The sequence below is a fragment of the Brevibacillus sp. genome (assembly GCF_003521185.1).
Lineage (GTDB): Bacteria > Bacillota > Bacilli > Brevibacillales > Brevibacillaceae > Brevibacillus > Brevibacillus parabrevis.
Window position 1 is genome coordinate 162,235 of the sequence record NZ_DOTK01000034.1, and the last position, 21,622, is coordinate 183,856.

General features: G+C 49.6%; 22 protein-coding genes. All 22 read left to right on the forward strand.

Features of this window, described 5'->3' with window-relative positions:
• Positions 1–66: 66 nt before the first annotated feature.
• The 22 genes from DEP07_RS08955 to DEP07_RS09060 all read left to right on the forward strand — a co-directional run bounded on the left by DEP07_RS08955 (position 67) and on the right by DEP07_RS09060 (position 21,581).
• Complete coding sequence (locus DEP07_RS08955; RefSeq protein ID WP_063227651.1) at positions 67–381, forward strand: YbjQ family protein; 315 nt, start codon at positions 67–69, stop codon at positions 379–381.
• A 135-nt stretch (positions 382–516) separates the two neighbouring features.
• Positions 517–873, forward strand: coding sequence for an SCP2 sterol-binding domain-containing protein (locus DEP07_RS08960; RefSeq protein WP_173596485.1), 357 nt, complete (start codon positions 517–519; stop codon positions 871–873).
• A gap of 138 nt (positions 874–1,011) precedes the next feature.
• Positions 1,012–1,905 (forward strand): AlbA family DNA-binding domain-containing protein, encoded by an 894-nt coding sequence (locus DEP07_RS08965; protein WP_063227649.1) that lies wholly within the window; start codon positions 1,012–1,014, stop codon positions 1,903–1,905.
• A gap of 38 nt (positions 1,906–1,943) precedes the next feature.
• The gene (locus DEP07_RS08970) at positions 1,944–2,999 is read left to right on the forward strand and encodes a hypothetical protein (RefSeq protein ID WP_287102394.1); all 1,056 of its coding nucleotides are present in this window, start codon (positions 1,944–1,946) and stop codon (positions 2,997–2,999) included.
• A 188-nt stretch (positions 3,000–3,187) separates the two neighbouring features.
• Positions 3,188–4,348: an ADP-forming succinate--CoA ligase subunit beta gene (sucC, locus tag DEP07_RS08975; RefSeq protein WP_063227647.1), complete on the forward strand. Its 1,161-nt coding sequence runs from the start codon at positions 3,188–3,190 to the stop codon at positions 4,346–4,348.
• 44 nt (positions 4,349–4,392) lie between these two features.
• Positions 4,393–5,295, forward strand: a complete 903-nt coding sequence (sucD, locus tag DEP07_RS08980) for a succinate--CoA ligase subunit alpha (RefSeq protein WP_122965185.1) — start codon at positions 4,393–4,395, stop codon at positions 5,293–5,295.
• Between the two features lie 132 nt (positions 5,296–5,427).
• Positions 5,428–6,543, forward strand: coding sequence for a DNA-processing protein DprA (gene dprA / locus DEP07_RS08985; RefSeq protein WP_173598880.1), 1,116 nt, complete (start codon positions 5,428–5,430; stop codon positions 6,541–6,543).
• A gap of 109 nt (positions 6,544–6,652) precedes the next feature.
• Positions 6,653–8,731 (forward strand): type I DNA topoisomerase, encoded by a 2,079-nt coding sequence (gene topA / locus DEP07_RS08990; protein WP_173596488.1) that lies wholly within the window; start codon positions 6,653–6,655, stop codon positions 8,729–8,731.
• Positions 8,732–8,770: 39 nt separating this feature from the next.
• Positions 8,771–10,075: an FADH(2)-oxidizing methylenetetrahydrofolate--tRNA-(uracil(54)-C(5))-methyltransferase TrmFO gene (gene trmFO, locus DEP07_RS08995; protein WP_122965188.1), complete on the forward strand. Its 1,305-nt coding sequence runs from the start codon at positions 8,771–8,773 to the stop codon at positions 10,073–10,075.
• Between the two features lie 73 nt (positions 10,076–10,148).
• Positions 10,149–11,090 (forward strand): tyrosine recombinase XerC, encoded by a 942-nt coding sequence (xerC, locus tag DEP07_RS09000; protein ID WP_173598879.1) that lies wholly within the window; start codon positions 10,149–10,151, stop codon positions 11,088–11,090.
• 15 nt (positions 11,091–11,105) lie between these two features.
• On the forward strand, positions 11,106–11,648 hold the full coding sequence (hslV, locus tag DEP07_RS09005) for an ATP-dependent protease subunit HslV (RefSeq protein ID WP_122965190.1): 543 nt from the start codon (positions 11,106–11,108) through the stop codon (positions 11,646–11,648).
• Positions 11,649–11,667: 19 nt separating this feature from the next.
• A complete protein-coding gene (gene hslU, locus DEP07_RS09010) occupies positions 11,668–13,065 on the forward strand; it encodes an ATP-dependent protease ATPase subunit HslU (RefSeq protein ID WP_063227640.1) in 1,398 nt (465 codons plus the stop codon).
• Positions 13,066–13,105: 40 nt separating this feature from the next.
• Positions 13,106–13,885 (forward strand): GTP-sensing pleiotropic transcriptional regulator CodY, encoded by a 780-nt coding sequence (gene codY, locus DEP07_RS09015; RefSeq protein ID WP_005834266.1) that lies wholly within the window; start codon positions 13,106–13,108, stop codon positions 13,883–13,885.
• A gap of 373 nt (positions 13,886–14,258) precedes the next feature.
• Entirely contained in the window at positions 14,259–14,672 is a 414-nt protein-coding gene (gene flgB / locus DEP07_RS09020) for a flagellar basal body rod protein FlgB (RefSeq protein ID WP_122965191.1), read from the forward strand.
• 2 nt (positions 14,673–14,674) lie between these two features.
• Positions 14,675–15,133, forward strand: coding sequence for a flagellar basal body rod protein FlgC (gene flgC, locus DEP07_RS09025; RefSeq protein ID WP_122965192.1), 459 nt, complete (start codon positions 14,675–14,677; stop codon positions 15,131–15,133).
• A gap of 19 nt (positions 15,134–15,152) precedes the next feature.
• Complete coding sequence (fliE, locus tag DEP07_RS09030; protein ID WP_063227636.1) at positions 15,153–15,452, forward strand: flagellar hook-basal body complex protein FliE; 300 nt, start codon at positions 15,153–15,155, stop codon at positions 15,450–15,452.
• 29 nt (positions 15,453–15,481) lie between these two features.
• A complete protein-coding gene (gene fliF, locus DEP07_RS09035) occupies positions 15,482–17,068 on the forward strand; it encodes a flagellar basal-body MS-ring/collar protein FliF (RefSeq protein ID WP_122965193.1) in 1,587 nt (528 codons plus the stop codon).
• Between the two features lie 12 nt (positions 17,069–17,080).
• Entirely contained in the window at positions 17,081–18,094 is a 1,014-nt protein-coding gene (gene fliG / locus DEP07_RS09040) for a flagellar motor switch protein FliG (RefSeq protein WP_122965194.1), read from the forward strand.
• Complete coding sequence (locus tag DEP07_RS09045; RefSeq protein WP_122965195.1) at positions 18,078–18,896, forward strand: FliH/SctL family protein; 819 nt, start codon at positions 18,078–18,080, stop codon at positions 18,894–18,896. The genes fliG and DEP07_RS09045 overlap by 17 nt, the downstream gene beginning before the upstream one ends.
• Entirely contained in the window at positions 18,893–20,212 is a 1,320-nt protein-coding gene (fliI, locus tag DEP07_RS09050; RefSeq protein WP_122965196.1) for a flagellar protein export ATPase FliI, read from the forward strand. The genes DEP07_RS09045 and fliI overlap by 4 nt, the downstream gene beginning before the upstream one ends.
• A 1-nt stretch (position 20,213) precedes the next feature.
• Positions 20,214–20,660: a flagellar export protein FliJ gene (fliJ, locus tag DEP07_RS09055; RefSeq protein ID WP_122965197.1), complete on the forward strand. Its 447-nt coding sequence runs from the start codon at positions 20,214–20,216 to the stop codon at positions 20,658–20,660.
• 12 nt (positions 20,661–20,672) lie between these two features.
• Positions 20,673–21,581, forward strand: a complete 909-nt coding sequence (locus tag DEP07_RS09060; RefSeq protein ID WP_063227630.1) for a MotE family protein — start codon at positions 20,673–20,675, stop codon at positions 21,579–21,581.
• Positions 21,582–21,622: the final 41 nt, after the last annotated feature.

Genomic DNA, 21,622 nt, shown 5'->3' on the forward strand with positions numbered 1-21,622 from the left:
ACTCTGTTTTTATTCGTATTTCTTAATGACATAACGAGACGAGTTCGGTCAGGGGAGGCTATTTACATGATTGTTACTACAACCAACACTGTGCAAGGAAGAGAAATCGAAGCGTATCTGGACATTGTCAGCGGAGAGGTCATTATGGGAGCGAACGTAGTCCGCGACTTTTTGGCAGGGATTACGGACATCATCGGTGGCAGAAGCGGATCGTACGAGAGCAAGCTGGCGGAAGGCCGGGAAATGGCTTTGAAAGAAATGAAGGACAAAGCTCGCGCACTGGGCGCAAACGCAGTAGTAGGCGTCGATCTCGATTTTGAAACACTCCGTGAAGGCATGATGATGGTCATAGCGACCGGAACAGCAGTACGTGTAAAATAAGCCGGCAGATGCCCGGCTTTCTTTTTTTGCGTTGTATGTGGTAAAAAGGCAGAAGCTGCTGGCCTGAGCCATGCTACGGACTGTTTAAAATGGCAGAGATGAGGTAAGCTGGACTAAGAGACTGAGGTGATAAATGTGTCTGTAGAAGCGATACTGGTCGAGCTTGCGCAAAAAATCAAGGCGAATCCCAAACCGATTCGCGGCTTTTTCGCCGTGTATCATTTTGTGCTTGGCGGGGAAGAGAACGGGACGTATGAAATCAAATTCGGCAACGATGAAGCGACCTATCGGCTAGGGATTACCGAGCAGGCAGGCTGCACGCTGGAGTTGTCCGACGAAAATTTCATCAAGCTGGTACAGGGAACGCTTAATCCGGCTGCGGCCCTCGTCACGGGCAAATTGAAAATCAAAGGGGACATGGGGCTGTCTTTAAAGCTGCAGACTTTGCTGTACAGCTACCAGACATCCTCTCTAAGAGCAGGAAACGAGTGAACAGACAACCGATCCGGCGGTGCTGTTAGCCGCCCGTCACAAGTCAGTCACGGAAAAAAACTGGTCAAATTCCGAATAGTTGCGTTAAAATATGACCAAACAATGACAAGTATTCCAAAGAAAAGAACGAGGGAAACCATGCGCCATATTTGTTCCTTAATTGCAATCGTACACGGACTGGATGGACAATCTGTGCGTTTTGACTTGTACCAGGAGATGAGAAGAGGGACAACCGAACGAGAGCTGCTCAGACAGCATGCCAAGCTCCCTCGGCACTATTTCGACTATTTGTTTCACTCCGGTGTGCTCGAGGTCGAGAACGATCCTCCTTACCAGCCCGGCGTGACAAAGCCTGCTTCCATCGGAATGAACATACGATCTTTGGGTGGAAATGTATTGTTTGACATGTGCTTCGCTCCCCAGACGTATAAATTATGGCAGAATACAGATGCGAGTCTGGAAGACCTGTCTTTGCCTGCTGATATCTTCGAAGAATACGTATACCGTTTGGGAGCGATCAGCCGATTTCGTTATCTTGGACGCATCGATGATCCGGTTGTAGCAACTTCTCTTGGCGAAAACGACATGATCGAGTTCAAGCGCGACTTTTTGCTGTCCAAAGGCGGAATTATTAAAACAGTTGTGGCCTTTGCCAATTCGAACAACGGCAATCTTTTTTTGGGAATTACCGATGAAGGCAGCATTTGCGGCATTGATCACGAGATTGAGCAATACGGAGACCCGGATAAATACCTTTTGGCCATTACTCAGTACATTCAGGACAAGACGTCGCCATTTTTAACACCTTTCCCTAAAATCTCCCTGAAAAAAGTCGACGGAAAGCATGTTGTCGCTATTTTTGTGGAGGTTTCCTCCGAGCTGATTTGCGGGCTGGACAAAAACAGCGAGAAATACGTTGTGATCCGCACGAACAATCGCTCGGTTGTGGTAAAAGACCCGCATCAGATTGGCGAAATTTACGTCAAACGAAAACTTGGCAGTGAGATCAGCCGACGACTGGGACTTCTCTAGATTCATCGGGCAGGGCTGATACTCGAAGGAGGTTGCTGATGGTATCGTCTTTGCGTGCTTATTTGTTAGTCGTGATGGTTGCAAGCATGTTTGTTTCCGGTTGTGCGCAGTCTGACAAAGTTCCAGCTGACATGAACGATCGCATCGAGACGGAGCTAGGCGCCGTAGAAAAGGCGACAGTCATGTCCACAGACGGCCAGGAAGTCATGCTGGATTTGCCTACCTTCATGAAAGAACTGTCTAATCAAGGCAAGGATTTGCAGCTCTCAGAAGAAGCTTTGAAGCAGGAAGACGTGCGTTTTACGCTTGTATTGTACCGGAAGCAGTTAGCTCCGCTAGTGGTGGCGGTAGGAGAAGGAGCCAGCCAGTTTGGCGAAAATACATATCGGGGAGCAGGCGCTGTCGCTTTTTATCAATGGATTCAGAAGCTGACAGGAAAAGGCTTGCTGTCGCAAAAAATTGATACCGTGTTGCTCTCGGCTGACGATTTGGGCAAGACGAGGGCGCTTGGCGAAGCAGAAGCGGACCTGATCCGCAAGGTGCTGGCAACGGCCACGCCTGAGCCGGGGGCAGCGAACAAGCAATACGCGCTCTATCCGAATTACCAGATGCGAATCAACGCAACAGACAGGCCGCTCGAAGTGACGGTGCTCACGCCGACATTGATCAGTGTGCCTTTTGGAAAAGAAACCCATACGTTTCGCGTGGATGGAGGACTTTTCTCCAAGCTGACGGAGTGGATTCCTCCTGCGGATACAGGCGACAAAACGTTTGAGCAGCTGTTCAAGGCCAGCCAAATCCGAATTTCGGCTACGGGTGCTGCCGCCGCGGAAAACATCGAAGTGGAAGTAAGAAAAACGACAGTGGAGCAAGGGATCGCACACCAGGCCGTGCGGCTTTTACAAGCAGCCGATTTGTTAAAAGAAGCACCGAAAGATCCGGGGCACGAACAGTATCGCCTCTCCTTTTTTGTGAATGGAAAAGAGCGCGAAGTCGTCCTGTACGCCAATTATTTTCAACTGGACGCAAAATGGTATATTCACAGTGAAATCGCGGAAAATCAGTGGAAATTGTTTCAAAGTCTTAGAAAATGATGGTTGTTCCTCATGAAGTTTCGAAGTTATGGTCACGATAAGGACAACATATTACTACCACTTTTGCATTTTTTGTCGTAGAATAGTTACGTTGCACTGATAGTGGAGGCTTCGACCGGAGGAAGACGCAGATGTCTTTAGCCGGTCTAAAAGCCTGCCGATCTTTATCTGCCATAGGAGGATGGAGAATGAACATTCATGAGTATCAAGGTAAAGAGATACTTAAGCAGTACGGTGTAAAAGTTCCTGAAGGTCGCGTAGCGTTCACAGTGGATGAAGCTGTTGAAGCAGCGAAAGAACTGGGCACCCAAGTAGTTGTGGTAAAAGCGCAAATCCACGCTGGTGGCCGCGGTAAAGCTGGCGGTGTAAAAGTGGCGAAAAACCTGGATGAAGTTCGTACATATGCCAACGAAATTCTTGGCAAAGTGTTGGTAACTCATCAAACAGGACCAGAAGGCAAAGAAGTAAAACGCCTTTTGATCGAGCAAGGCTGCGATATCAAAAAAGAATACTACGTTGGTGTCGTTGTTGACCGTGCGACTGGCAGCGTTGTTATGATGGCTTCCGAAGAGGGCGGTACGGAGATCGAGGAAGTAGCTGCTCACTCTCCAGAAAAAATCTTCAAAGAAGTAATCGATCCGGTAACAGGTCTGAATGCGTTCCAAGCACGTCGCCTGGCTTACGCAATCAACATTCCAAAAGAACTGATCAACAAAGCAGCGAAGTTCATGCTGAGCTTGTACCAAGCATTTGTTGACAAAGATTGCTCTATCGCTGAAATCAACCCGCTCGTTGTTACTGGCGACGGTGAAGTAATGGCACTCGATGCCAAACTGAACTTCGACAGCAACGCTCTCTATCGTCATGCTGACATCGTAGCTCTGCGCGATCTGGATGAAGAAGACGAGAAAGAAATCGAAGCGTCCAAATTCGATCTGTCCTACATCGCTCTCGATGGTAACATCGGTTGCATGGTAAACGGTGCAGGTCTGGCAATGGCAACGATGGACATCGTGAAATTTTACGGTGGAGACCCTGCCAACTTCCTCGATGTAGGCGGCGGTGCTACAGAAGAGAAAGTAACCGAAGCGTTCAAAATCATTCTGCGCGATGAAAAAGTTAAAGGTATTTTCGTTAACATTTTCGGTGGCATCATGAAATGTGATGTCATTGCAAACGGCGTAGTAAATGCAGCAAAACAAATTCAACTGGACAAACCGCTCGTTGTGCGCCTCGAAGGTACCAACGTGGATCTCGGTAAGAAAATCCTCAATGAGTCCGGTCTGAACATCGTTGCAGCTGAATCCATGGCTGATGGCGCTGAGAAAATCGTATCCTTGGTAAAGTAAGCAATTGCGAGTAGATACGTTAAAAAAGGTGGGAAAAATACGCGATGAGTATTCTCGTTAACAAAAATACAAAAGTAATTACACAAGGGATTACCGGTGCAACAGGTTTGTTCCACACTCGCGGAGCCGTTGAGTACGGTACACAAATGGTTGGCGGTGTAACACCTGGTAAAGGCGGCACTGAAGTTGACGGTATTCCAATTTTCAACACAGTAGCAGAAGCAGTAGAAAAAACTGGTGCAAACGCATCCGTTATTTACGTTGCTCCTCCATTCGCTGCTGACGCGATCATGGAAGCGGTTGACGCTGAGCTGGATCTCGTAATCTGCATCACCGAAGGTATTCCTGTCCTCGACATGGTAAAAGTAAAACGTTACATGGAAGGCAAGAAAACCAAGCTGATCGGACCTAACTGCCCTGGCGTTATCACTCCAGGCGAGTGCAAAATCGGTATCATGCCTGGCTACATCCATACTCCTGGTAAAGTGGGTATCGTATCCCGCTCCGGTACCTTGACGTATGAAGCGGTTCACCAAACATCTACTCGCGGCATTGGTCAATCCACTGCTGTTGGTATCGGTGGAGACCCTGTAAAAGGTATGGAATTTATCGATGTACTGAAAATGTTCAACGAAGATCCAGACACAGAAGCAGTAATCATGATTGGTGAAATCGGTGGTACTGCGGAAGAAGAAGCAGCTGAATGGATCGCTGCGAACATGAAAAAACCAGTTGTAGGTTTCATTGGCGGACAAACTGCGCCTCCAGGAAAACGCATGGGCCACGCTGGTGCGATCATTTCCGGCGGTAAAGGTACTGCGGCTGAGAAAATCGCCAAGCTCGAAGAGTGCGGTGTTCGCGTAGCGAAAACGCCAGCAGTTATCGGTGAAACACTGGTAGAACTATTGACAGAGCGCGGTATGCTCGACAAAGTTCTCAACAAATAAGAACGAAGATAGCAGAAGTGGACAGGCACAGGCTTGTCCGCTTTTTCTTTTTTTGAAGGAGGCCGCTGTCTTTCGGTACAATGACTCTCGAAACCGTTACACCAAACGGCGTTCCGCGGGAGGGAGTTTTGCATGCGTAAACCGAAAATCAGTGAGCGAGACTGGTTGTTCATCCTGACGATGATCTCTGGCCTGGGTCGCAAAAAAATTAGACAAATTCTTGAGCTGGCAGGCTCTTTGCAGAATGCTGTCGATGAATGGCGTTTGGTCGGAGAAAAATTGCGGCTGTCGATCGAGCTAATTCAACAAGTTGATGCGCAAACCAATCCAGCTGTAGTCGAGCGGATGCTTGGCGAACGGGAAGCGAAAAAAGTCGGTTTCTTGTGCGTGTGGGACGAAGCGTATCCTGCTTCGCTCCGCCATATTCCTGATCAGCCATTGACCTTGTTTTACCGTGGGGATAGCAAGCTGCTTGAAGTGCCGTCTATCGGCGTTGTGGGCTCGCGGAAGCCTACGCCATACGGGCGGGCCAGCAGTGCGTTTTTGGTGAAGGAGCTGGTGCGTGCAGGTCTTGCCGTTGTCTCCGGCTTGGCGCACGGGATCGATGGGGAAGCGCATCAGGCTGCTCTTGCGGCAGGAGGAAAAACGATTGCCGTGCTCGGATGTGGACTCGATCATGTTTATCCGCCGAGACATCAAGCGCTCTATCAAAAAATTGAATCTTTCGGACTACTTTTGTCTGAGTATCCGCCGCATACGCCTCCTTTTCCCGGGTTGTTTCCGGAAAGAAACCGAATGATTAGCGGACTTAGTTTGGGTGTTTTGGTTGTAGAAGCGGCAGAGAAAAGCGGATCGCTGATTACAGCTGACTGTGCTTTGGAGCAAGGACGCGACGTTTTTGCCGTTCCCGGACCTATTTTTTCATCGTTGAGCGCTGGCCCGCATAACTTGATCAAACAAGGTGCAAAGCTAGTAACAAGTGCAAGCGACATTTTGGAGGAATTGCCGATTGTATTGCCACCAGATGTGCCGTCTGGAACAGCAACTGCCAAAAAGAGCCATGACAGCGAGCTGTCTCCAGAAGAAAAGGCAATCGTAGAATCGATAACGTACGATGGCGTTCATGTAGACGAGATTGTTCAGCAATTGGAACCGGATCGACGCAAAAGCATCCATCAGTTGATGCTCAGACTGGAGGCAAAAGGGGCGCTGACTGCCCTGCCAGGGGGGTATTTTGCACGGCGTTGAGGCTTGTGTCACATGTGCTGCGAACTCCCTACCCCTTGCAAGTGTTTGACAAATCGGATAAGCATATTTAATAATAGGGAAGATTCCTTACTAAAAGGGGAGGAAAAAAATGGCTGATACGCTCGTAATCGTAGAATCCCCTGCGAAAGCGAAAACCATTGGAAAATATCTGGGAAGCAAATATATCGTGAAAGCGTCCATGGGTCATGTGCGCGACCTCCCGAAAAGCCAGATGGGGGTAGATGTCAATCATGACTTTGAACCCAAATACATAACGATTCGCGGCAAGGGCGATGTACTCAAGAGCTTGAAGGATGCCGCCAAAAAAGTGAAAAAAGTTTATCTGGCTGCCGACCCGGATCGCGAAGGGGAAGCAATTGCTTGGCATCTGGCGCAGTATCTGAATCTGGATTTGAACCAGCCGCTTCGGGTTGTGTTCAACGAAATCACGAAAGACGCGATCAAAGAAGCGTTCAAGCATCCGCGACACATCAACATGGATTTGGTCAACGCCCAGCAAGCCCGCCGCATTCTGGATCGGCTTGTCGGTTACAACATCAGTCCGATTTTGTGGAAAAAAGTGCGCAAAGGCTTGAGTGCAGGGCGCGTTCAATCAGTTACGGTCAAGCTAATCATGGATCGGGAACGCGAAATTCAGTCGTTCATTCCTGAAGAGTATTGGACGATTGCCACCAAGCTCGTAAGCAATGGCAAAGAGTTTGAAGCGAAGTTTTACGGCTATGGGGACGAAAAGGTAGAGCTGAAATCCGAAGAAGATGTCAAACAAGTGTTGGACAGAATGAAGGACCAGCCGTTTGTCGTGCAAAAGGTGACCAAGCGCGAACGCAAACGCAATCCGGCTCCGCCGTTCATCACCAGCTCCTTGCAACAGGAAGCAGCCCGCAAACTGAATTTCCGCACGGCCAAGACCATGCGCATCGCCCAGGAGCTGTACGAGGGGATCGATGTTGGCAACAAGGAAGGCGCAGTCGGTTTGATTACGTATATGCGTACAGACTCGACACGCTTATCGGAAACCGCACAAAATGAAGCGAAAGAGTACATACAGGAAAAATTCGGCGCTGATTACATACCGGCTGAACCTCGCGTCCAGGCCAAAAAGGAAAACGCTCAGGATGCGCACGAAGCGATTCGTCCTACGTCTGTGTCTCGCACACCGGATGAAATCAAAGAATTTTTGTCGCGGGATCAGTTGCGTTTGTATCGCCTGATATGGGAACGGTTTCTCGCCAGCCAAATGTCTTCGGCTGTACTCGATACGATGAGTGTGGATATAGATGCAGGGGGCATCATGTTCCGGGCGACTGGCTCGAAAGTGAAATTCCCTGGATTTATGAAGGTTTATATAGAAGGAAACGATGACGGGACAGAAGAAGAAAGCTTCCTGCCGCCGATTGATGAAGGGCAGACCCTTGAACATCAAGAAATCACCCCGGCTCAGCACTTTACGCAACCGCCGCCGCGATACTCCGAGGCACGTCTTATCAAGACGCTGGAAGAAGGCGGCATCGGACGGCCTTCCACTTATGCGCCTACCTTGGAAACAATCCAAAAGCGCGGCTACGTCGCTTTGGAGGAAAAACGCTTTATTCCGACGGAGTTGGGTGAGATCGTCATTACTTTGATTGAGGAGTTTTTCCCGGAGATTCTCAATGCGGAATTTACGGCTCACATGGAGTCTGATCTGGATGAGATCGAGGAAGGCACTGCCAACTGGGTCAACATTCTCGATGCGTTCTACGGAGGCTTTGCCAAGCGGGTAGCCGTAGCCGAGGAAGAGATGAAGGAAGTCGAGCTGAAAGACGAAGAGTCTGATGAAACCTGCGAGCTTTGTGGTCGCGTGATGGTCTACAAGCTCGGACGTTTTGGCAAGTTCCTCGCTTGTTCCGGCTTCCCGGATTGCCGGAATACGAAACCGATCGTCAAAGAAACCGGAGTAAAATGCCCACAATGTGAAACCGGACACATTATTGAACGTAAATCTAAAAAGAGCCGTATTTTTTACGGTTGCAACCAATACCCGGAATGCGATTTTGTATCGTGGGACAAACCGATTGCCCGTCCTTGCCCGAAATGCTCAAGCCTGATGGTAGAGAAAAAGCGCAAGAAGCAAGGGGTCAGCGTCGTCTGCACCAAATGCGATTACCAGGAAGAAGCAGACTCCTGATTGGACGAGGTACAATTTGTAGCTTGGAGGAAAAACAGCATGACAACACCAACTATCACAGTCGTAGGCGCAGGGTTGGCAGGAAGTGAGGCTGCCTGGCAAATCGCCAAGGCAGGGATTCCTGTCAAGCTGTACGAAATGCGGCCGAAAACCCAAACGCCTGCCCATCATACAGACAAATTCGCGGAACTGGTTTGCAGCAACTCCTTGCGAGCGAATACTTTGACCAATGCAGTCGGCGTATTAAAAGAAGAAATGCGTCGTCTGGACTCGGTCATCATCCAGGCTGCTGACCGTTGCGCCGTTCCGGCGGGTGGAGCACTCGCGGTAGACCGACATGAGTTTGCCGGCTACGTTACCGATGCGGTGAAAAATCATCCGCTGATTGAAGTGATCACCGACGAGATCACGGACATCCCGGCTGACGGGATTGTCGTCATTGCGACTGGCCCGCTGACATCGCCGGCCTTGTCCCAAAAGCTGAAAGAGCTGACTGGGGAAGAATACCTATACTTCTATGATGCTGCAGCCCCAATTATCGAAAAAGACTCGATCGACATGAACAAAGTGTTTGTCGCTTCCCGTTACGATAAAGGGGAGGCTGCCTACCTGAACTGCCCGATGACAGAGGAAGAATTTAATCGCTTCTACGATGAGCTGATCGCAGCCGAAGCTGTTCCGCTGAAGGAATTTGAAAAAGAAATTTTCTTCGAGGGCTGCATGCCGATCGAAGTAATGGCAAAGCGCGGACGCCAAACGATGGTTTTCGGACCGATGAAGCCAGTCGGTTTGACCGATCCCCGCACAGGCAGAAAGCCGTATGCAGTCGTTCAGCTTCGCCAGGACAACGGAGCGGCTACTTTGTACAACATCGTCGGCTTCCAAACCCATTTGAAGTGGCCTGAGCAAAAGCGCGTCTTCTCGCTCATCCCGGGACTGGAAAACTGCGAAATCGTGCGCTACGGCGTCATGCACCGCAACACCTTTATCAATTCTCCCAAGCTGCTTCGTCCGACCTATCAGTACAAGGAACGCGATACATTGTTCTTTGCAGGGCAAATGACCGGAGTGGAAGGCTATGTGGAATCGGCTGCATCCGGACTGCTCGCAGGCATCAACGCTGCGCGACTGGCAAAAGGGGAAGAGCTGATCGTCCTCCCGCCTGAAACGGTAATGGGCAGCATGGCGCGGTATATTACGACGGCTGATCCGAAACATTTCCAGCCGATGAATGCGAATTTCGGACTGGTTCCCGAGTGGCCAGAACGTATCCGAAACAAGCGTGAGAAAAACGAAAAGCTCGCTGAGCGGGCGCTAGATACAATTCAGAATTTTACACAATAACGACACAATTAACGTTGATATCCGAATTTCGTCTGTGTTACTATATAGGTGCTTCGAGGAGGGTGCATCCCATATGGACATTTCGCAACAAATTTCTGTGGATCTTGCGATGTTTACCCGTTATTTGCGAGTAGAAAAAAACGCCTCTCCTCATACGGTAAAGCAGTATATGGCAGATATCAGCGAATTTGTCTCCTTTATGGAACAGCACCAAATCTCCGTATTTGCTGCTGTTTCTTATTTGCATGGTCGATCCTTTCTCGCACACTTGGCGGGCAGGGGGTTATCCCGGCGAAGTGTTGCGCGTAAGCTCTCCAGCTTGCGAAGCTTGTATCGATTTTTGTTGCGTGAGGGTCAGCTGGAACAAAATCCATTTCAACTCGTCTCCACTCCGAAAATGGAGAAGAAACTCCCCTCCTTTTTGTATCCGCAAGAGGTTCAAGAGTTTTTTGATCTGCCAGATACATCAACGCCTTTAGGAATACGTGATCGGCTGATATTTGAACTGTTGTACGCGAGCGGCATGCGCGTTTCGGAACTGGTGACCTTGTCAGTTGACGACATCAATCCGAGCATGGGCGTCGCGCTTGTATATGGAAAAGGGGCAAAAGAGCGGTATGTGCCTGTGGGAAGTTATGCCTGCGATGTTCTTAGGCAATACCTAGAGTATGGAAGAGAAAAACTGTTGGCCGGAAGAGTAGATCACGGCAACCTGCTGGTCAATTATCGCGGAGAACCGCTGTCTGACCGCAGTGTTCGCCGGATTGTAGACAAATACGTAGATATGTGCGCTTCTCATTTGCGTGTCTCACCGCACACCTTTCGTCATACGTTTGCGACCCATATGTTAAATGGAGGGGCTGACCTCCGTACGGTCCAAGAACTGCTGGGACATGTCAATGTCTCCACGACACAGGTATACACGCATGTGACCAAGGAGCGACTTCGCCATGTATATGACACCGCTCACCCGCGGGCTAACCCGAATAGTACAGGTTCCGCCAAACGGACATAACGGGAGGAATCAGTAATGGAACAGTTTCACGCAACAACCATATTCGCTATTTCGCACAATGGGGCAATCGCAATGGCCGGAGACGGTCAGGTTACCTTTGGAAACAGCATGGTCATGAAAAATGGTGCTAAAAAAGTAAGAAGGCTCTATCGTGGAGAAGTTTTAGCAGGTTTTGCTGGCTCAGTTGCTGACGCAATCACGCTGTTTGAAAAGTTTGAAGGCAAGCTTGAGGAATACCACGGCAACCTTCAGCGAGCGGCTGTCGAGCTGGCGAAGGAGTGGCGGCTGGATAAAGTGTTGCACCGCCTGGAAGCCATGATGATTGTGGGCAACAGAGAGCATCTTTTGCTCATCTCCGGGAACGGGGAAATCATCGAACCGGATGACGGCATTCTCGCGATTGGCTCTGGCGGCAGCTTTGCCCTTGCTGCCGGGCGCGCGCTGAAAACATATGCGCCGCATCTTGGTGCCCGAGAAATTGCAGAAGCATCACTTCGAACTGCTGCCGAGATTTGCGTGTTCACGAACAACAATCTTGTGGTGGATGAGTTGAATTGAGCGAAAGGGAGGAACTTCTGTGCTGAATCTTGAGCAATTAACTCCGCGTAAGATCGTAGAGCATCTGGACAAATACATCGTCGGGCAGGCACAAGCCAAAAAAGCGATTGCTGTAGCCCTGCGTAACCGTTACCGGCGCAGCCTTTTGCCGGAGCAGATGATTGACGAGGTTGTTCCCAAAAATATTTTGATGATCGGGCCAACTGGGGTGGGTAAAACCGAGATTGCCCGCCGCATTGCCAAATTAACCGGCGCGCCGTTCATCAAGGTAGAGGCGACCAAGTTTACTGAAGTTGGCTACGTAGGACGCGATGTAGAGTCGATGGTGCGAGATCTGGTGGAAGCCTCCATCCGAACTGTGAAGCAGGAAAAAATGGAGTCAGTGAAAGAAAAAGCAGAAAAGCTCGCGAATGAAGCGATCGTCAATGTGCTGGTTCCATCCCGCAAACCGCAAAGCTCGTTCAAAAATCCGCTGGAGATGCTGTTCGGCGGACAACAGCAGCAACAACAAGAGTCGCATGACCAGGAAGAGGCTTCCGTCCTGCAACAGCGCAGACAGGTGGCTTGGCAACTGGCGAATGGACAGCTGGAAGAACAAATGATCGAGATAGATGTAGAAGATCAGTCGCCAAACATGTTTGACATGTTCCAAGTTCCGGGTACAGAACAAATGGGGATGCAAATGCAGGATATGCTCGGCAGCCTGATGCCTAAACGGACGAAGAAGCGAAAATTGCGAATTAAAGATGCCCGAAAGGTATTAATTCAGCAGGAAGCGCAAAAACTGGTGGATATGGACGAAGTTACGCAGGAGTCGATTCGTAGGGCTGAACAGCATGGCATTATCTTTATCGACGAAATTGACAAGATTGCGGGCAAGGACGGACGTGGTCCGGACGTATCCCGCGAAGGCGTGCAACGGGATATTTTGCCGATTGTGGAAGGCTCTACGGTCATGACGAAGTACGGACCTGTGAAAACAGATTACGTCCTGTTCATCGCAGCCGGAGCATTCCATATGGCCAAACCGTCCGACCTGATTCCTGAGCTTCAGGGACGTTTTCCGATTCGGGTCGAGCTGACGAGCTTGCGCATCGAAGATTTTGTGCGAATTTTGACAGAACCGAAAAATGCGCTGCTCAAACAGTACGTCGCCCTGTTGGAAACAGAGGGAGTTCAAGTGGAATTTACGCCGGAAGCCATCCAGGAGATCGCCAAAATGGCTGCTGAAGTGAACCAGAGTACAGACAATATCGGCGCGAGACGCTTGCACACCATACTGGAAAAGCTGCTGGAGGATCTCTCGTTTGAAGCCCCGGAAATTCATCTGGAAGTTGTACAGATCACCCCGGATTACGTCCGTCAAAAGCTGGGAACAATCGCGGGGAACAAAGACTTGAGTCAATACATTTTGTAAGCATTGGATAGGTAGTAACATACATTGGGAGGAAATACAGATGGATCTACTGTCGAAAACTAGAAGAATTAACCGCATGTTGCAAAAATCTGCGGGTCATGCCGTTAATTTTAATGAAATGGCACAAGTATTGAGCGATGTGATTGAAGCAAATACGTTTGTCGTAAGCCGCAAAGGGAAGCTGCTTGGCTTTGCGATCCACCAAGAGATGGATAACGGACGTATGCGCAAAATGCTGGAAGAGCGCCGTTTTCCGGAAGAGTATAGCCAAGGCCTTTTGAAAGTGGAAGAAACGTCTGCAAACCTGGACGTAGAAAGCCCATACACCATTTTCCCTGTGGAAATGAAAGATGTATTCCGCTCCGGTTGGACGACTCTCGTTCCGATCATGGGTGGTGGCGATCGCCTCGGTACGCTGATTCTCGGCCGCATCAACGATCAATTCGTGGACGATGACCTGATCCTGGCAGAAGTGGGCGCAACCGTAGTAGGAATGGAGATTTTGCGCGAGCGTTCTGAAGCGATTGAAGAAGAAGCGCGCAGCAAGGCTGTCGTTCAAATGGCGATCGGTTCCCTGTCCTACAGTGAATTGGAAGCTGTCGAGCACATCTTTGAAGAGCTGGAAGGCAAGGAAGGCTTGCTCGTAGCGTCAAAAATTGCGGATCGTGTCGGCATTACCCGCTCCGTTATCGTGAACGCGCTGCGCAAGCTGGAGAGTGCGGGCGTAATCGAATCCCGCTCTCTGGGGATGAAAGGAACATTCATTAAAGTATTGAATGAAAAACTGCTTCCTGAACTGGAAAAGCTGAAAACCTCGTAAGATTTTCTGGAATAAAAGTTTAGCCAAAGTGAACTTCAAGGTATAGCAACAGCCGTTGCTGTACCTTTTTTCGTGGGTAATTATACCTAGTTGCAACACTGTCCGACAATCTTTTACCAGAAATTATGCATTGATTTTTCGGGATAAGTGCAATCACAGCGCATTGAATATGGTTTGCATGTAAAAACAAGTAAAAAAACAGGAAAGTTCAGGGATTTAGTGCCATTGAATCATTTTGAAAATCGCCATCAATAGGGGCTTTTTTCACTATTACGATTTTGCTATGATTGAATCGTATCTTGGCTGTCGAAAATACAGGAATTATAGGCAGATTTGCGAAAACGAATTGACACATATTGGGGGAGAAGGCTACATGCTGGATAGTTATCATCTGCAGGTCCTTGAGAGATCGATGAACGCCGCTACACTGCGCCATCGGACGATCACAAACAATCTTGCCAATATCGATACCCCTCAATTCAAAAGTCAACAGGTAATTTTTGAGGGCTATCTGCAAGAGGAACTAAATGGGAAAATAGGAACTGGAAAGCTTGCGGCCTATCGAACCAATGAACGCCACATTCCATTTAGCAACGCTGGCGGGTTCGCGATGCCACAGGTCGTTTCCAATCCGAATAGCTACGTTCAAAACAGTGGGAATGATGTGGACTTGGAGTCGGAGACAACGGAGCTGGCGAAAAACCAAATCTGGTATAGCGGCCTGACGCAGCTGACTGCGGGCCATTTCCAGAAACTGCGCAGTGTCATTGAGGGTGGAGGGAAATAACGATGAGCTTGTTTCAAGGAATTAATACAAGTGCTTCAGCCTTGACTGCAAATCGGTTGCGCCTGGATACGATTGCGTCGAATATTGCGAATGCAGAAACGACGCGCGCAACTTTTGTCGATGGCAAGTGGCAACCGTACCGTCGAAAAATGATCGAAATGTCACCGCGCTCAAGCGAGTCATTCGACAGCTTTCTGCAAGCGGCGGTTGGGACGGTGTCTGGCAGAGGAGGAGAACAAGGGGTGCGGGTCACAGCGATTCAAGAAGACAACACTCCGTTCAAGCGCGTATACGATCCTTCCCATCCGGATGCAGATCAAGACGGCTACGTGCTCATGCCAAACGTTGATCCGATGAAGGAAATGGTGGACCTGATTTCCGCTTCGCGATCCTACGAGGCGAACGTCACTGCTTTAAACGCAACGAAAGCGATGATGTTGAAGGCATTGGAAATCAAATAAAGCGGGTGAACAGTAAAAGATGGACATAAACGCACTTTCACAAGCGGTTCCGGTCAAGATGCCTGTCGCAAACAAAATGCCAACCACCGCGGAAGTCACAAAAGAATTTGGCGCTTTTTTGACAGACGCCATGAACCAGGTGAATCAGGCGCAGGTAGAGTCGGCCAATCTGGCAGACAAATTCGCGGCTGGCGAAATTACGGATCTGCACCAACTGACTGTTGCAGGCCAAAAAGCTTCCGTGATGCTGCAAATGACGATGCAAGTCCGGAATAAAGTGATTGAGTCTTACCAAGAAATCATGCGCATGCCGATTTGATTGTCGTTTTATCCAGTGAGAGGTGAAACATGAACGAACGTTTAGCTTTATACAGAAATCAGCTTACGTCTAAATGGAACCAGTTTTCCAAAAAGCAAAAATGGATGATTGTCGGAATCTCGCTTTTTCTGTTAATTTCGCTGGGCTTATACATATACATCGCTTCTCAGCCGGTCTACAAGCCACTCTACGATCAGAGACTTAGTGAACAGGAAATCGGCGCGATCAAGAAAGAGTTGGAAGGTCAGCAAATTCCATACAGGATTACTGGAAATGGGACAAGCATTGAAGTACCGGAAAAAATGGCCCAAGACGTCATTGTCGATCTTGCCGCACAAGGAATCCCCAGCCAAGCAGGCATCAACTCCGAAGTTTTTTCCAATACGTTGGGTGTTACGGACAGACAGTTCGATGTGATGAAAAAAGAAGCCTTGCAACAAGAGCTGCGCAAGATGCTTGAAAGAGTAAAAGGCGTTCGCTCGGCACAGGTAATGATTACACTGCCACAGGAAAGCGTTTGGGTAACAGAGACACCGGATACGGCAACTGCTTCCGTCATCGTCGATGTAGAACCAGGCACGACCCTGGAGCAAAAGCAGATTAACTCGCTCTACCTGCTCGTTTCCCGAAGCGTTCCGAAGTTGCCGATCGATGCGATTGCCATTACGGACCAATATTCGAATCCGCTGGAGCGCGCAGAAGGCGAAGAAGCAGAAGGAAGCTTGAGCAGCTTTAAACAACAAGAAGCGATCAAGTCCGAGGTTGAAAAGAAGATTCAACAAAATCTGTACAACCTGCTTGGTACAATCATGGGTCGCGATAAAGTGATTGTTCACGCTTTTATCAAAATGAACTTTGATAAAGAAACTCGCGTGGAAAATCTCGTGGAAGCGCCTGACAAAGAGAACAACGAAGGACTTATCATCTCTTCTCAAAAATTATCAAAAGCTTTCTCGGGTCAAGGCCAACCGCCAGGGGGCATCGCAGGTACAGGCGCGAATGCCGTTCCAAACTACCCGGGGAACAATCCTCAAGGAAGCAACAGCCAGTATGAAGAGTTGAATGATACAATCAATCGCGAAGTCAATCGGTTTACTCGGAATATTACGTTGAGCCCGTACAAAATCGAAGACTTGACGATCAACGTCGGGGTTGAGCCTCCGAATGGCACAGAATTGGATGCGGCTACACTTGAAAGCATCAAGCAAGTGCTGCGCAATGTTGTGCGTGTAACGTTAAGCGACAAGGCTGTCGATTTGAGCGAAGAAGAACTGGACAAGCATATTTCCGTTCTTCCGCGTCAGTTCTCTGGAAAAGTGGCTGTCGAAGAATCCAGCGCACTCAGTCCAGCTGTATTGTGGACCGTTGGTGGTATTGCCGTTTTGGCACTCGCCGCTGTTGCCTTCCTCATCATCCGCCGCCGCAATCAAGCGAAGCTGGAGCAGGAAGAAGAAATGTCCGATTTGCTGGCACCTGGTCAACCTACCGAAATTCCGGATCTGATTTATCAGGAAGACGGAGATCAGGTTGTGGTCAGAAAACAGCTTGAAAAATTGGCGCGAAGCAAGCCGGATGAATTTGTTGTTCTGCTTCGTACTTGGTTAGCAGAAGATTAAGGAGTGAAAGATATGGCTCGCGGCGCTAAAGAGTTGTCTGGACGACAGAAGGCGGCTATCCTCCTCATCTCACTAGGGCCGGAAATCTCTGCCCAGGTGTTCAAGCACTTGCGTGAGGATGAGATCGAGCAACTGACGTTGGAAATTGCCAACGTTCGAAAAGTCGATACAGAAGAAAAAGATAAAATCTTGGCCGAATTTCATCAAATCGCCGTAGCAAAAGAAGTAATCTCGCAAGGCGGGATCACCTACGCGAAAGAAATCTTGCAAAAAGCTTTGGGCGAGACGAAAGCGATGGATATTATCAATCGCTTGACTGCCAACCTGCAAGTACGGCCATTCGATTTTGCCCGGAAGGCTGATCCAGGCCAGATTTTGAACTTTATCCAAAACGAGCACCCGCAAACGATTGCCCTGGTTCTTTCTTATCTCGAACCGCAGCAAGCAGCGATGATTTTGTCCGCGCTTCCGCAAGAGCGGCAAGCTGAGGTAGCGAAGCGGATTGCCATGATGGACAGCACTTCTCCGGAAGTAATTGCACAGGTAGAACAAGTCCTCGAACAGAAGCTCTCGGCCACTGTCACGCAGGATTATACGCAAGCAGGCGGGATCGAAGCAATCGTGGCTGTACTCAATGGTGTCGATCGTGGGACGGAGCGCACGATTCTCGATTCTCTCGAAATTCAGGACCCCGAATTGGCCGAAGAAATCAAGAAACGCATGTTTGTATTCGAAGATATCGCTACACTGGACAACCGTTCGATTCAGCGCGTAATCCGCGATGTAGAAAATGCGGATCTGCAACTTTCTCTCAAAGTGTCCAGCGAAGAAGTTCGGGAAGTTATTTTCCGCAATATGTCCAAACGGATGGCGGACACTTTCAAAGAAGAAATGGAATTTATGGGACCAGTTCGTCTGCGCGACGTAGAAGAAGCACAATCTCGTATCGTTGCCATTATCCGTCGCTTAGAGGAGGCTGGTGAGATCATCATCGCCCGCGGTGGAGGAGATGATATCATTGTCTAGGATTATCAAAGTGGCTAATTATCGGCCTTCGGAGGACGCTGTTCTCCTCTCGGTGACGCCTGTACCACTAAAGACGGAAAATGATCCCGAAAGGTTGCAAGAAAATCTACAAATTTTACAACAAGCTGAAATTGAGGCCAAAACGATCCTCGCAGATGCCGAAGAAACCGCGCAAAACATCCTTCAACAAGCATCCGAGCAGGCTGAGCAACTGAAGCAGGAAGCACTCCTGGAGATCCAGCAATGGTGGGAACAAAAGCAGCAGGAAGCTTCCGAATTGTTCAGCTCTGTGCAGGAGCAAGCGGTTGTTGAAGGACAGGAAAAAGGTTTCGAGGAAGGGAAGCGCCAAGCGTATGAAGAGGAGATAAAAGCACTCTCTGACGCACGCGCAATCCTGGAGCAGGCGTACAGCAGCAAGCAGCAGATTATAGCCGAAGGGGAACCTTTTTTAGTGGAACTTGCCCTTGATGTTGCCAAAAAAATTATCGGGCAAGAATTGCAGCAAAATCCGGAACAAGTCATGGAGATTGCCAAAAAAGCGCTGCGACGCTCCCGGGTTCACGGGGAGATAACGATATGCGTCAATCACAACTACTTTGATTACGTTTCTGACCACCGAGCCCAATTGCTTGCCCTGCTGGACGGTCAGGCGGAGCTTTCCGTCTATCCTGACTACACGATTTCCGATGGCGGGTGTGTGATTCGGACGCCGCTCGGAAGTGTGGATGCAAGAGTGGATACACAGCTGGAAGAGATCAAACAAGCATTGCTTGCGATTGCCGGAGGAAGTGAGTCCCGATGAGTTTCCTAGACATAACGAAGTACAAGCAGGCGCTGGGTGAGATTGATCCGATGCGCGTGAATGGAAAAGTGACGCAAGTTGTGGGGCTCACCATCGAGTCCCAGGGACCAGAAGTAAAGCTCGGCGAAATTTGCCATCTGTATCCGGCAAACAGCAAAGAGCCGATTATCGCTGAAGTAGTTGGCTTTCGCGAAAATAAAGTGCTGCTCATGCCGCTGGGCGAGCTGACAGCAATCGGACCGGGCTGTGATGTAGTGGCTACGGGGCGGTCGCTGGAAGTGAAGGTCGGGCCGGAAATTTTGGGATCTGTCCTCGACGGCCTCGGTAGACCGTATCAAGGAGCGTTGCCGTTTGGCTTGAGTTCCTATCCGACGAACAATCTGCCGCCCAATCCGATTTTGCGGCCGCGCATTAAAGAGCCGCTAAGCGTGGGCGTACGCGCCATCGATGGATTGTTGACTGTCGGAAAAGGACAGCGGGTCGGAATTTTTGCCGGATCAGGGGTAGGGAAAAGTACCTTGATGGGAATGATTGCCCGCAATACTACGGCGGACATCAACGTCATCGGACTGATCGGGGAGCGCGGCCGCGAGGTCATGGAGTTTATCGAGCGCGATCTGGGGGAAGAAGGTCTAAAGAGGTCTGTCGTAGTCGTTGCGACCTCCGACCAGCCTGCGATGATCCGCATCAAGGGAGCCTTGATTGCCACATCGATCGCCGAATACTTCCGTGACCGCGGGTTGAATGTGATGCTCATGATGGACTCGGTAACCCGTTTTGCCATGGCGCAGCGGGAAGTAGGACTTGCTATCGGAGAACCGCCGGCAACACGCGGCTATACACCGTCTGTGTTCGCGCTGATGCCGAAGCTGATGGAGCGGGCAGGGACAGCCGACAAAGGCAGCATTACGGCGTTTTATACGGTGCTCGTCGACTCCGACGACATGAATGACCCGATTGCGGATGCGGCGCGAGGAATTTTGGACGGACATATTGTGCTCGACCGGAAAATCGCGCAAAAAGGCCACTTTCCTGCCATTGATGTGATGGCGAGCGTCAGCCGTGTCATGTCAGAGATCGTTACAGACGATCACAAGGAAGCGGCAAGACAGTTGAAAAAACATTTGGCCACTTTTCGCGAGGCGGAAGATTTGATCAATATCGGAGCGTACAAGCCTGGCTCGAACCGCGATATTGATGCTGCCGTCCGCTACAAAGACATCATTACCGAGTTTACGGCTCAAGGTACACATGAGCCCTCGACATTACAAAGCGCGGTCAAGGCGCTGTTAGCCCATTTCGGAGGAGTGAACTAATGTGAAAGTGTTTCAGTTTCATCTCCAAAAAGTTCTCGATCTGAAGGAAAAAGAGAAAGAGCAGGCAGAGTGGGCATTTGGGAAATCGGTTCAACGCAAGAACGAAGAAGAGTGGAAGCTCGCGCAATTGACAGTGCAGCATGATGAGATGACCCATATGCTTGAGGAAACGCAAATGCAGACATGCAGTGCCGCCCAACTGATTTCAATCACGCAGTATCAACAGTCGGTTGCCAGATCGATAACGAGACAGCAGCGAACGTTGCGCGGATGTGAGCAGGATGTGGAACGATGTCAGTCCCATTTGACGGAGAGAATGAAGGAATCAAAGCTATGGCATCGATTGCGTGAAAAATCTCTCTACCAATTTCTCGACGAACAGCGTCAGCGCGAACAAAAAGAATTGGATGAAATCGGCACTCAGCTCTATCTTCGCCGCAGCAACTAAGGGAGGTACCAGATGGAAGAAATCCAAGAAGAACGGGAATACGGCAGGTGGGAATGGTTTTTCTACATGATTGTCATTCCTGCACTGTTTGCCAGCCTCCTTGGCGGCGTACTCCTGAGCTTGCTGGGAGTAAACGTGCTAGGGAATGTTCTCCACTGGGCTAACTCCATACCGTACGTGGAAAAGCTCGTCCCGGACGAATACGCGGCTACACCCGGTGAAGAAAAGAAACCCGACACCGAGAAACAGGTTGCGACTTTGCAGCAGGATCAGGCGAAAAACCAGCAGCAAATTTCCGTGCTGAAAGAAGAAGCAGCCAAAAAGGATGCAACGATCCAAGCGTTGGAAAAGCAAGTGCAAGACTTGAACAAGCTTATGGAAGATCGCAGGGCCACCGAGGAGGAGCGTCAAAAGCAGTTTGCTGATCTCGCCAAGGTGTACACGACCATGTCAGCGAAAAATGCAGCAGCCATCATCGAAAATCTTAGCCTGGATGAGTCTGTCACGGTCATGACCAAAATGAAGCCAAACCAGCGCGCTGACATTTTGGCCAAAATGGACCCGAAAAAAGCGGCTGACATTTCCATTCTGCTAAAAGACTCTGTGGTCAACAAAGATGATGACATCGCTGCTCTCCAGGAGCGCGTTCAAGTGTTGACGAAAGCACTCAGCGAAACGCGCAGCGGTACTTCCGCGAGCGCTAACGATCAAGTGTTGAGTGACACGTTTGCTCAGATGCCTGCGGAAGATTCCGCGGCGGTCATTCGCTCGCTGATGGCGACGAACAAGAGCAGAGCCTTGTCACTGATCAAAGAAATGCCTGCGGACAAACGGGCGCAAACTCTCTCAGCGATCGCCAAAGAGGACAAGAAAGAAAAAGACAATTTGGCGGCTCGCATTACGGAAGAGTTGCTTCGATAACAAAAGCTTCGCTTCTCGTTATCGTTAAAATAAGCAACAAA